Annotated in this window: 13 protein-coding genes; 3 read left to right on the forward strand and 10 right to left on the reverse strand. The window is 65.5% G+C overall.

From position 1 onward, the window contains the following. Window positions 1-17 precede the first annotated feature (17 nt). The 4 genes from AAFG13_RS07770 to AAFG13_RS07785 are packed head-to-tail and all read right to left on the reverse strand — an operon-like array spanning window position 18 to window position 3,136. Complete coding sequence (locus AAFG13_RS07770; RefSeq protein ID WP_342711647.1) at window positions 18-443, reverse strand: hypothetical protein; 426 nt, start codon at window positions 441-443, stop codon at window positions 18-20. Between the two features lie 10 nt (window positions 444-453). Next, entirely contained in the window at window positions 454-1,890 is a 1,437-nt protein-coding gene (locus AAFG13_RS07775) for a TIGR01777 family oxidoreductase (protein WP_342711648.1), read from the reverse strand. After that, entirely contained in the window at window positions 1,887-2,552 is a 666-nt protein-coding gene (locus AAFG13_RS07780) for a DUF4166 domain-containing protein (RefSeq protein WP_342711649.1), read from the reverse strand. The genes AAFG13_RS07775 and AAFG13_RS07780 overlap by 4 nt, the downstream gene beginning before the upstream one ends. Window positions 2,553-2,578: 26 nt before the next feature. Continuing rightward, complete coding sequence (locus AAFG13_RS07785; RefSeq protein ID WP_212318486.1) at window positions 2,579-3,136, reverse strand: MarR family transcriptional regulator; 558 nt, start codon at window positions 3,134-3,136, stop codon at window positions 2,579-2,581. A gap of 240 nt (window positions 3,137-3,376) precedes the next feature. On the opposite strand from AAFG13_RS07785, the gene AAFG13_RS07790 reads away from it, so the two are divergent. Next, a complete protein-coding gene (locus AAFG13_RS07790) occupies window positions 3,377-4,189 on the forward strand; it encodes a methyltransferase domain-containing protein (protein WP_342711650.1) in 813 nt (270 codons plus the stop codon). 7 nt (window positions 4,190-4,196) lie between these two features. On the opposite strand, the gene AAFG13_RS07795 is transcribed toward AAFG13_RS07790, so the two are convergent. The 5 genes from AAFG13_RS07795 to AAFG13_RS07815 form a co-directional block, all read right to left on the reverse strand. Then, window positions 4,197-4,496, reverse strand: coding sequence for an acylphosphatase (locus AAFG13_RS07795; RefSeq protein ID WP_212318472.1), 300 nt, complete (start codon window positions 4,494-4,496; stop codon window positions 4,197-4,199). After that, a complete protein-coding gene (locus tag AAFG13_RS07800) occupies window positions 4,493-5,359 on the reverse strand; it encodes an isocitrate lyase/PEP mutase family protein (RefSeq protein ID WP_342711651.1) in 867 nt (288 codons plus the stop codon). The genes AAFG13_RS07795 and AAFG13_RS07800 overlap by 4 nt, the downstream gene beginning before the upstream one ends. A gap of 123 nt (window positions 5,360-5,482) precedes the next feature. Further along, window positions 5,483-7,498, reverse strand: coding sequence for an acetyl/propionyl/methylcrotonyl-CoA carboxylase subunit alpha (locus AAFG13_RS07805; protein WP_342711652.1), 2,016 nt, complete (start codon window positions 7,496-7,498; stop codon window positions 5,483-5,485). A gap of 177 nt (window positions 7,499-7,675) precedes the next feature. Then, window positions 7,676-7,882 carry a hypothetical protein gene (locus tag AAFG13_RS07810; RefSeq protein WP_342711654.1) on the reverse strand — a complete coding sequence of 69 codons (207 nt, stop codon included), beginning with the start codon at window positions 7,880-7,882 and terminating at the stop codon, window positions 7,676-7,678. A 53-nt stretch (window positions 7,883-7,935) separates the two neighbouring features. Then, window positions 7,936-8,064, reverse strand: a complete 129-nt coding sequence (locus AAFG13_RS07815) for a hypothetical protein (protein WP_342711656.1) — start codon at window positions 8,062-8,064, stop codon at window positions 7,936-7,938. Between the two features lie 158 nt (window positions 8,065-8,222). Between AAFG13_RS07815 and AAFG13_RS07820 the strand changes: the two genes are divergently transcribed. Both AAFG13_RS07820 and AAFG13_RS07825 read left to right on the forward strand, forming a co-directional pair. Then, complete coding sequence (locus AAFG13_RS07820) at window positions 8,223-9,017, forward strand: thermonuclease family protein (RefSeq protein ID WP_342711657.1); 795 nt, start codon at window positions 8,223-8,225, stop codon at window positions 9,015-9,017. A 91-nt stretch (window positions 9,018-9,108) separates the two neighbouring features. After that, window positions 9,109-11,577 carry a PAS domain-containing protein gene (locus AAFG13_RS07825; RefSeq protein ID WP_342711658.1) on the forward strand — a complete coding sequence of 823 codons (2,469 nt, stop codon included), beginning with the start codon at window positions 9,109-9,111 and terminating at the stop codon, window positions 11,575-11,577. A gap of 19 nt (window positions 11,578-11,596) precedes the next feature. Here AAFG13_RS07825 and AAFG13_RS07830 read toward each other — a convergent pair whose 3' ends face one another. Next, window positions 11,597-11,893: a septal ring lytic transglycosylase RlpA family protein gene (locus AAFG13_RS07830; RefSeq protein ID WP_249132367.1), complete on the reverse strand. Its 297-nt coding sequence runs from the start codon at window positions 11,891-11,893 to the stop codon at window positions 11,597-11,599. Between the last annotated feature and the right edge of the window lie 87 nt (window positions 11,894-11,980).

Raw genomic sequence — 11,980 nt, forward strand, 5'->3', positions numbered from 1 at the left:
GGCACCGCTCTGCGGTATCACGAGGAATGCTCGGCGGCTTCCAGCTCTCTCACGACAAACCAGTAGGTCAGGCCTGCGACAAATCCGGCTGCGGCGAACAGGCAGACAAGTCCGGATGTCCAGACGGCCGGAGACCGCAGCAGCACCGTGATGCTCAACGCGCCGATCGCAGCGCCTGCACCGGCGAAGAACCCGGCGGATCGGATTTCAAACTCCTCGCTCAGCCAGATCACGACCGCTGAAGGAATGGCGGTCAGCACACACGTGATGACGAGAACCAGGAATGTGGGAAGCAGAAGCGCGATGGCGCCTCCCAGCAGCCTTATGATGTCGCCGCCGGATGCGACCATCAAGAGGGTCTGGACAACGCCGGAGAGAACCGCAGTTGCGGCCCCGCATCCGGCGAGCCAACCTCCAAAGGCACGGCAACCGTCATCAGACATCTCGCCCTCCTCACAAGATCGCCTCGAACGCGCTGCGCAAGGTTTCGTGGCGGAACACAAAGCCGTTGCTCAGCGCCTTGTTCGGCAGCACACGCTGGCCGCCGAGCAATAGCTCATTGGCGAAGTCGCCACCGACGGCGCGGAGCAGCGCGGCAGGCACGCGGAAGATCGCGGGTCGATGCAGGCGCCGCCCCAGCTCCTCGGTGAACTTGGTGTTGGTGACCGGGATCGGCGCGGTCGCGTTGATCGGGCCTGCGAGCTCCGGCTTCGCGATCACATGCGCGATCAAGCGCACCAGATCGTCGCGTTCGATCCATGACATCCACTGCTTGCCCGAGCCGAGCGGGCCGCCGAGACCGAATTCGAAGGGCGTCAGCATCCGCGTAATGAAGCCGCCGTCGGTGCCGACCACGAGACCGATCCGCAAATACGCCACGCGCACGCCATGATCGGCAGCGGGCTTGGCCGCATTCTCCCAGGCCTCGCACAGTTCATGACTGAAGCAGGCGTGGGATTTCGCCGACTCCGTCAGCACCTGGTCCTGCCAGAGACCGTACCAGCCGATCGCGGAGCCACTCACCAGCACCGACGGCTTGCGTTCGAGCCGCGCAATCAGCCTGACGACCTCAGCCGTCATGTCGATACGCGAGGCGATGATCTTGCGGCGCTTCGGTTCGGTCCAAAGACCATTGCCGATCGGCTCGCCCGCGAGATTGACGATGGCGTCGATCCCTGAGTTGGCGGGCAGTTGGTCGAGGCTCGTAATCAGCGTCACCGGCGGCGGCAGCATCTCGGCCTTCGCCGGATTGCGGATCAGCGCAATCACTTGATGGCCGGATGCGGTGAGGCTTGCGGCCAGGCGGCTGCCGACGAATCCGGTCGCACCGGTGACGAGCACGGTCTGCCGCGCCGGCAATTTCTCGACCAAGGTGGCGGCCGGCAGGCTGACCATCCGTCCCAGCCGCCTCGCAGCGGCGAAGTCACGGGCACCGAACAGCGCGGCGCCGAAGGCCGCGGCAGTTGCGAACACGCTCAGCAGGCCCGCATAAGCCGGCTCGACAGCCGTCGGCAGCGTCGCCCAGCCGATCAGCACCGGCACCAGCAGCACCAGAATGGCGCCGTAGTTGATCGCGAGCAGCGTATGATTGATCCGCTCGCTCGGCGGCAGTTTTCGGCTCAGATCCTCCTCGACGAAATCCATCAGCGTGATGACGACCTCGACGACCAGCACGGCCATGATGGCGATCGCAAAGATGCCGTGCACTTGAAGCCAGCCGAGCACGAGGAACAGCAGTGCATAGAGCATGTTGCGCACGCTGTGCAGCTGCAGCTCATGGCGCTGCGAGGAACGCCAGGCGAGCCGCTCGGTGAATTCGTGGTGATAGAAGGTATCGAACGCGCCCATCGCGATCTGGATCGCGACGAGGGTCCAAAGCAGCGGCGTCATGACGAGGCCTCCCTGAACACGGCGGACTGACGGATCAGCCGGCCAAAACGCGGGTGGATGATCTCCAGCGTGAAGCGGAAGTCGCCGCAGCCGAGATCGGAATGGGTCACGGTGAGATCGCCAGGTGTGAGCCATTCGGGCAATTGCATCCGAAACGGCCCGAGCCGCAGCGAATAGCCGACGCTATGAAACACCAGCGCCTCGTGCTCGACCGCGATCCGCAACGCCATGCTGACGCCGAAGCCGACATACTCCTCGAGCCCGGAGGGGCCGGCAAAACGCTTGGCGGAATGAATCACCTGCGGGAAGCCGTCGCGGCGCGCGCAGATGCGGGTCCAGATCTGGCCGCCGCTCGCGGCGTCCTCGGTAACGGTGACGATCATCGGCACGCCGGTCTCGGTGCCGGTCGGAAGCGGTCCGCCGATCAGCCGCGCGGCCTGTGCCAGCCACCAGCCGGCGCGGCTGCTCGAGGCTTCGTCGACCTCGCCGACATAGACGACGGTGTTGCCGTCCTCGAACCGCTTCGAGAAGCGCCGCCAGATCGCAACCGGCAGGCGGCCCCAATCCTCGTCGGGCAGCAACGCGCGGAAGCGATGGTCGTCGAACAGTTTCGTATCGGAAGCCGGCGCTGTCTTTAAGGTGGATATCCTTGCTGACGCCATCGCACACTCCCGTTACGCCGCCGCCCCTATTTGGCTCTGCCTGTCGGCAGGAAACTCACGATCTTCTCGCCGAGCCTGATCAGCGCGACCAGGCGCGGCCGCGGCACGTTCAGCATCTGCGTGTACCAGCGGTCGACCAGCTCGGTGAACGTCAGCATCTCCTTCAGCCGCTTGCTGGCGAGCGGGCTGATGGCGGGATCGTCGGCCGCGTCGGAGACGCAAGCGCGCAGCGCGGCAAGCGCGGGATCGATCTCGCGCTCCTTGCGCCCGGCTGCGATCTTCGCCGCGACCTCCCAGATATCGGTCTCGGCCTCGAAATGGTCGCGGCGGTCGCCGAGGATCGGCACCCGCCGGATCAACCCCCAGGACAGCAATTCCTTGATCGAGTTCGAGACGTTGGAGCGCGCCATGCCGAGCGTGTCGGCGATGTCCTCCGCGGTCATCGGCGCTTCGGCGAGATAGAGCAGCCCGTGGATCTGGCTGACCGAGCGGTTGACGCCCCATTCGTCGCCCATGTCGCCCCAATGCAGGATGAAGCGCTCGACGGCGGCAGGAAGTTTTTTCTTGGCGGTTATTTCTGTCATGACAGAAATATCAGACTGTTCGGAGCGGAAGTCAAGGGTCATCGATGCCGCTCAGGGACGCCGCGCGACCTAGCGTGCGCCTCTCGCCTGTGTGACCCCAGCGCGGGTGATCATCACAGATGACGAATTTTCCTTTGTCGCGACCGACGTCTTCGTCCAAGCTGATCCGGGTGGACGATTTTTCGGCCGGATCGCGGGCTGTCGACATGAGCCAGCTTCACGGCCAACAAGGAGCTTGCGATGCCCGCGTCCGACAAGGAGTTCGTTGGGTCCATTCCAGAACTTTACGACCGGCTCCTCGTGCCGATGATTTTTGAACCCTACGCACGCGATCTCGCACAACGCGCCAAGGCCGTTGGCCCGCGCGACCTGCTTGAGACGGCCGCGGGCACCGGGGCCGTGACCCGCGCGCTGTCGGCAGCGCTCGGCCGCGGCACCCGCATTGTGGCGACCGACCTGAATGAGCCGATGCTCGAACGGGCGAAATCGCGGATGCCGGACGCGGCCGATATCACGTGGCGACAGGCCGACGCGCTCAACCTGCCGTTCGACAATGCGAGCTTCGATGTCGTCGCCTGCCAGTTCGGCGCGATGTTCTTCCCCGACAAGCCCAAGGGCTATTCGGAAGCTCGCCGTGTCCTGAAGCCGGGCGGCCGTTTCCTATTCAGCATGTGGGATCGCATCGAAGAGAACGAGTTTGCCGACGTGGTGACCCAGGCATTGGCAGAGGTCTTCCCGGCCGATCCGCCGCGATTCCTGGCGCGCACGCCCCATGGCCACTACGCGGTAGACCCGATCCGGGCCGATCTTTTGGCCGCGGGCTTCAGCAAGATCGAGATCGACACCGTCCGGCAGCAAAGCCGGGCGAACGCGCCGCACGATCCGGCGATCGGTTTTTGCCAGGGCTCACCGCTGCGCGGCGAGATCGAGGCGCGCGGCGGGATCGGCCTCGACGCCGCGACCGAGCACGCCGCATCGGCGCTCGCGCGGCGCTTCGGCAAGGGCGCGATCGAAGGCCGCATTCAGGCGCTGGTGATCACGGCTGTTGCGTGACCACGCGTCATATCGTCGGCAGGATCGAGAACCGCTCCCCTGCCCGTCGCAGGTTCAGAAGATCGGAATTGCCTGATACGGCGTGCACGGCATCGACCCGCGCCGAGAACGGTCCGCGGCCGCAGGCCGCGATCATGTCAGCGACGACGGCCTCGGGGCCGACGAACACCGCCTCGACGCTGCCGTCGCGGCGATTGCGGACCCAACCCTCGAGGCCGCGCGAGGTCGCCTGCTCGTCCACCCAGGCACGATAGCCGACGCCCTGCACCCGGCCACTGACCGTGACATGGCGGATCACACCGCTCATTTTTTCAGGCCGAGGAACTCGCCGCTGCGCGCCTTGGTCTCCGCCTCGCGCATCACGCGGCTGGTCAGTTCGGACGAGGCGATGCCTTTCAGATTCTTCGGCGAGGCGCCTTCGCGCAGCGCCTTCAACGTTTCGTAGACGGCCTGGGTTGCGGCCGCGAACGGCGCGTGGCCCTGCAGCGCGATCCTGACGCGCTGGCTTGCCAGATAATCCAGCGCGGTCATCTCCTCCGGCGCGCCGCCGAGCACGATCGGCAGCGTCGTGGCGGCCGAGAGCGCCTCGAGCTCACCGCGCGACTTGATACCGGTGAAGAACAGTCCATCGACGCCGACCGCCTGATAGGCCCTGGCGCGCGCAATCGCGTCGTCGAGATCAGTGATCGAAACGGCACCGGTCCGGCCCAGGATGACGAGCGACGGATCGCTGCGGCCGTCAAGCGCGGCCTTCATCTTGCCGACGCCTTCCTCGAGCGAGATCAGCTGCGCCTTGGCCTGGCCGAACGCCTGCGGCAGCAGCGTATCCTCGATGGTGAGGCCGGCTGCGCCGGCGGCTTCGACCTCCTGAACCGTGCGACGAACGTTGAGCGCATTGCCGTAGCCGTGGTCGGCATCGACCAGCACAGGCAGGGTCGAAGCACGCGACATCCGGCGTACCTGTTCAGCGAATTCAGTCAGCGTGATCAGCGCAATATCGGGATCGCCGAGCACGGCGAGCGACGCCACCGAGCCGCCGAACATGCCGAGCTCGAAACCGAGATCCTCCGCGATCCGGATCGAGGTCGCGTCATAGACCGAGCCCGGGCGGATGCAGGATGATCCGCTGAGAATCGATCGCAGTGCTTCGCGGCGTTTGCGGAAAGCCATGGGGACACCCCTCACTCACGTCATTCCGGGGCGATGCAAAGCATCGAACCCTCAGGTGCGCAATTGCGCACCCAAAATCTCGAGATTCCGGGTTCTCGCTTCGCGAGCCCCGGAATGACAATCTCAGGCGAACTCCAGGATCAGCGCATCGACCGCGAGCGTGGCGCCGGCGGCGGCGTGGATCTTCTTGACCGTGCCGTCGCGCTCGGCGCGCAGCACGTTCTGCATCTTCATGGCTTCCACCACCGCGAGCGTCTCGCCGGCCTTGACCTCCTGGCCCTCGGTCACCGCGATCGACACCACGAGCCCGGGCATCGGACACAGCAACTTCTTGCCGGTGTCGGCGGCCGAGGTCACCGGCATCAGCCGCGCCGAGGTCGCCTCGGTCTCGGTGAAGACATAGACCGGCACCTCATAGCCTTGATGCGCGAGCCGGAAGCCATTGTTGATGGCCCGCACCTGCACGGCGACAAAATTGCCGTCGATGGTGCCCTGCCACACCGGCTCGCCCGGCGCCCAGCTCGACACCAGATTGTGCGGATTGCCCGGCAGCCCGTCGGCGCCGATGAAGCGCACTGCGATGGCGTCATCCTCGCGCGCGACGTCGAGCGCGATCTCGGCGCGATCGAGCCACACCGCGCGACGGCGCTCGCGCTGCACCACCCGGCCGCCCATCTGGCCGGAAATCTGCCGCTTGCGCTCGCCCAGCACGTGATCGATCGCGGCACCGACTGCCGCGAGCCGCCGCGCGATCTCGCCCTCGGGGGCGCGCGCCGAGAATCCCTTGGGGAATTCTTCCGCGATGAAGCCGGTCGAGAGCCGGCCCTCGCGCCAGCGCGGATGGTTCATCAGCGCCGACAGGAACGGAATGTTGTGCCTGATGCCGTCGACATAGAAGGCGTCGAGCGCGGTCGCCTGCGCCTCGATCGCCGCGGCGCGCGACGGGGCATGGGTGACGAGCTTGGCGATCATCGGATCGTAGTGGATCGAGATCTCGCCGCCCTCCTGCACACCGGTGTCGTTGCGGATCGTGATGCCGTCATGGCTGGCCTCGGCCGCCGGACGGTACTTCACCAGGCGGCCGATCGACGGCAGGAAGTTGCGGAACGGATCCTCGGCATAGACGCGGGACTCGACCGCCCAGCCGGTCAGCGTGACGTCCTTCTGCGCGAGTGCAAGCTTCTCGCCGGCGGCGACGCGGATCATCTGCTCGACGAGGTCGATGCCGGTGATCAGCTCGGTGACGGGATGCTCGACCTGCAGACGGGTGTTCATCTCCAGGAAGTAGAAGCTCTTGTCCTGGCCGGCGACAAATTCCACGGTGCCGGCCGAATCGTAGTTCACTGCCTTGGCCAGCGCGACCGCCTGCTCGCCCATCTTGCGGCGGGTCTGCTCGTCGAGCAGCGGCGACGGCGCTTCCTCGATGACCTTCTGGTTGCGGCGCTGGATCGAGCACTCGCGCTCGCCGAGATAGATCACGTTGCCATGCTTGTCGCCGAGGATCTGGATCTCGATGTGCCTGGGATCGACGATGAATTTCTCGATGAAGACGCGGTCGTCGCCGAACGACGACTTCGCCTCGGCCTTGGCGAGGTTGAAGCCTTCGGCGACTTCGCTCTTCGAATGCGCGATGCGCATGCCCTTGCCGCCGCCGCCGGCGGAGGCCTTGATCATCACGGGGTAGCCGATCTCGTCGGCGATCTGGACCGCGTGCTTGTCGTCCTCGATCACGCCGAGATGGCCGGGCACGGTCGAGACCTTGGCCTTGGCCGCGGCCTTCTTGGATTCGATCTTGTCGCCCATCGCGGCGATGGCGCCGGGGTTCGGGCCGATGAAGACGATGCCGGCGGCTTCCAGCGCGCGCGGAAACGCCTCGCGCTCGGACAGGAAGCCGTAGCCGGGATGCACGGCCTGTGCGCCGGTCTTGCGACAGGCGTCGACGATCTTGTCGATCAAAAGGTAGCTCTCGGCCGCGGCGGGCGGGCCGATCAACACGGCGTCGTCGGCCATCTCGACATGCAGCGCGTCGCGGTCGGCCTCGGAGTAGACGGCAACCGTCTCAATCCCCATACGGCGCGCAGTCTTGATGACCCGGCAGGCGATCTCGCCGCGGTTGGCGATCAGGATTCGTTTGAACATGCTCTTCTTGCTTGGGCTTTGGGCAGGATTCCTCCCCGCGCAATCCGGCACGGGCGATTGGCGTAACCACTCCGTGGTACAGCAAAATGCCCCGGAGGCAAATGCAGACCGGGCCCGGCGCCTGGCCGGTCCTTGGCCGGTCCTTGGCCGGTTCTTGGCGGTAGCCGGAGGGGTATTTCAGCCCGAATAAGTCTTGAAGCGGCCGCGCGAATGCGCCTTCGCGACGGCCTTCATCAGATCGCTAACCTCGTTCTCCAGGAATTCATTCGCCACGATCAGCGCCCGGATGGTCGCGCGCAAATTGCCGCCGCACGCGGAAATAGCCTGATCGACAGCCGCTTCCAGCCCGTCATCGTCATCAGATTCGGGCCGTGCAGACATCATGGGGCATCCGGGATTCAGGTGGCACATCATGTTCCTATTTTGTTCTCATTAAGTCAATCGGATCTTTGCTCGGAAGCCGTCTGCCGAGGCGCCTCTCGCTTCCGCCGCCAGCGCGCGAGGTATTGCAGGGTCCAGATGTCGGTGATGACATCCGCAATGAGGTTGATGATGAACTCGGCCATATCAGCATCCCTTCGATAGCAATGTCCGGCCGTTCTACGTCGCGGAATGCCGATCGGGATGTGACGGCGCGCACGCATCGCGTGCGAACAGTCCTTGGTTGGATCGCACCTGCCTGTGCTAGAAGTTCGGCTGCCCGCCAAAAATCTGAAGTGAGAAAATGCGGTTTCGGAATCCGGTCATCACGACGCTTCTCCTGACATGCCTGTCCGCGAGCCCTGTCCTGTCTGCGACGGCTGCGCTGTCTGCGACCGGTGGCCCCTCCACGGCTATCGTCAAGGACGCCGGGACGGTTCAGCTCGGCAACACGGTCTATCGGCTCGACGGCATCGACGCGCCGGCGGCCGACCAGCTCTGCATCGACGAGCACGCCGACGTCTGGACCTGCGGGATTGAAGCGCGCGACCAGCTGACCCGACTGATCGGCGGCAAGCCGATTCATTGCGACGATATCGGCGTCGATCCGACCTTCAAGAAGCGCCGCCTCGGCGTCTGCAAGCTCGAGGGCGACCCGACCAGCCTGAGCCAGGTGATGGTGCAGAAGGGCTACGCCCTCAACGTCGAGACGTCGGCCACTGGCCGATTCAAGCCGGATCAAGCCACCGCCACGGACAGTCGTGCGGGGCTGTGGAAGGGCTGCTTCGTGGCGCCGCGCGATTTTCGTCTCGGCAAGAAGGACGGCGCCCTGCTCGGCAACGCCTGCCCGGCCGACCGCGACACGCAGATCCGCAATGCGCTCTTCCCCGACGACCTGCCGATGCCGGCAAGCTGCAACATCAAGGGCAAGTACGCCGTGCGCGCCCGCGTCACCGGCAATGTCGGCATCTATCACCTGCAGGCGTGCCGCAGTTACCCGGGCCTTGGCAATCCGGATCGCTGGTTCTGCTCCGAGGAGGATGCGCAGGCCGCCGGGTTCCGCAGGGCCTATAATTGCCGCCCGCCCAAAGGCAAATGAAGGGCAAGTGACGGGCAAGTGATCGCCGCAAATCACGCTGGAAAAGCCGCCTCGTCCTGTGTGAAACTGCGCCGAGAGGTTGCCGGCGCGTATGACCCCACCCGATCCCGCTGATGTGCTTCCCGAAGCTGCGGCAGCCGAACGGCTGCGGCAGCACCTTGAGGAGATCGCGCGCGAACGCGACCGCGCCCATCGCGAGCTTCAGGAGCGCGAGGCCGAGCTGGCACGGATCCAGCGTATCGCGCGGGTCGGCGGGCTCGAGATCGATTTCCGCGACGGCGTGCGCAACCGCCGCTCTCCCGAATATCTGCTGGTGCACGGCCTGCCGCCCGAGGAGGTCAACGAGACCTATGAGAACTGGGTCGCGCGCATCCACCCCGATGATCGCGAACGAACCATCAAGCACCTGTTCGGCCTGCTGAAGGCCGGCGGCGAGGATTACACCGCCGAGTACCGCATCATCCGCCCGAACGACGGCGAGAGCCGCTGGATCCGTGTCGTCGCCAAGATCGACCGCGACCGCAACGGCCGTGCGCTGCGGCTGGTCGGTGCCGATCTCGACGTCACCGATCAGATGCTGGCGCAGGAAACCCTGCGCGAGAGCGAGGAACGCTTCCGCCTGATCGCCGACAGCGCGCCGGTGCCGATCTGGGTGACCAAGCTCGACCGCACCCGCTCCTTCGCCAACCAGGCCTATCTGGATTTCCTCGGCCTGCCGTTCGAGGAAGCCGTCGTGTTCGACTGGCGCAAGGCGCTGCATCCGGATGATCTGCCGAACATCCTGCAGCAGCAGATCACCGGCGAATTGTCGCTCAAGCCATTCGTGCTCGAGGCACGCTACCGGAATGCCGCGGGCGATTGGCGCTGGCTGCGCTCGGAATCGCAACCGCGCTGGGACCCGAACGGCAAGCATATCGGCTTCATCGGCGTCGCCCACGACATCACCGCGGCCAAGGAAGCCGAGATCGAGCTGCGCAAGCTCAACGAGTCGCTGGAGCGGCGCATCCTGGAGCGCACCGCCCAGCTCGAATCCCGCGAAGCGCAGACCCGCGCGATCCTGGAAACCAGCCATCAATATCAGATGCTGCTCAACCGGGATGGCGACCTGCTCTACACCAACCAGACCGCGCTGGCCGGCATCCGCGCCGAGGCCGCCGACGTCGTCGGCAAACCGTTCTGGGACACGCCCTGGTTCACTGCGACCGACGGCATGCCGCGCGTGATCCAGAATGCCTTTGCGACCGCGATGCGGGGCGAGGAAGTCAAGATCGAGCTGCAGCTGCACCTGCCGATCGGCGAGCGCTATTTCGATTTCGCGATGCGCCCGTTGCAGGACCAGCACGGCACGATCGTCGGCGCGGTGCCGGAGGCTGTCGACATCACCGAACGGCGCCTTGGCGAGGAAGCCCTGCGGCAGTCGCAGAAGATGGAAGCGGTCGGCCAGCTCACCGGCGGCGTCGCGCACGACTTCAACAATCTGCTCACCATCATCCGCTCCGCGACCGACTTCCTGCGCCGCCGCGAGCTGCCGGACGAGCGGCGACGCCGCTACATCGATGCGATCTCGGAGACCGTGGAGCGGGCCTCCAAGCTCACCGCGCAGCTCCTGGCGTTTGCGCGCAGGCAACCGCTCAATCCCGAAGTGTTCAATGTCGGGACGCAGGTCGATAGCGTGGTGCAGCTGATCCGTCCGCTGGTCGGCGCGCGGATCCACATCGAGGTCAGGATCGAGGATCCCGACTGCTTTGCGATCGCCGATATCGGCCAGTTCGAGACCGCGATGATCAACCTTGCGGTCAATGGCCGCGACGCCATGAACGGCGAAGGCCAGCTGACGATCGGCGTCAGGAAGGTCAAGCACATCCCTGCCCTGCGCGCCCAGGCCTCGCGCAGCGGCGATTTCGTGACGGTCTCGATCCAGGATACCGGCACCGGCATCTCGCCGGAAAATCTCGACGCTATCTTCGAACCATTCTTCACGACCAAGGAGGTCGGCAAGGGAACGGGCCTCGGACTGAGCCAGGCGTTCGGTTTCGTCAAGCAATCCGACGGCGATATCGAGGTGACCAGCACGCCCGGGCACGGCGCAACCTTCACCATCTATCTGCCGCAGGCGATGCGCCCGGCGGACGCCAAGGTCGCGGCCAGCGCCGGCATCGAGCAGGCCTCGATCGGCCGCGGCTATCGCGTCCTCGTGGTCGAGGACAACGACGATGTCGGCCAGTTCTCCACCGAGCTGCTCGAGGATCTCGGCTATTCGGTCAAGCGCGCAGCGAACGCCAACGCGGCGCTGTCGATCCTCTCCGAGAACGAGTTCGCCGCCGACCTCGTGTTCTCCGACGTGATCATGCCCGGCATGAACGGCGTCGAGCTCGCCGGCGTGATCCGCGATCGCTTTCCCGGCCTGCCGGTGGTGCTGACCAGCGGCTACAGCAACGTGCTCGCCGAGAACGCGCATAGCGGCTTCGAGCTGATCCAGAAACCCTATTCGGTCGAGGCGCTGTCGCGCACGCTCCGCAAGGCGATCGCCGAGCAGCGGGCGACCACCTCAAAACCCTGATCCCGCCGCCGGCCGCGCGCTACTCGATCACCACATGCGCGACGCCGAGCTGAAGGATGCCGAGCGCGCGCGCCGCCGTGGTCGAGACATCGATGATCCGTCCGCGAACGAACGGTCCGCGGTCGTTGACCCGGCACCGGATCGATTTCCCGTGATAGGACACGGTGACCATGCTGCCGAATGGCCGCTTGCGATGCGCGCAGGTCATCTCGCCACTCCTGCCGATCCCCCGATAATAGGACGCAAGGCCGCTCTCTGCGTTCGCCATGCTTGAGGCAAACAGCAGCATGGCCGCGGACACTACTGCGGTTTTCATTGATCGCCTGCCGGTCGAGCCCCGCAAAGGAACGCGGTTCCACGATTTCGGTTCCGCGCCGGTCGCGTCGGCAGGTCGATTTTTTGG

Source organism: Bradyrhizobium sp. B124 (genome assembly GCF_038967635.1).
GTDB lineage: Bacteria > Pseudomonadota > Alphaproteobacteria > Rhizobiales > Xanthobacteraceae > Bradyrhizobium.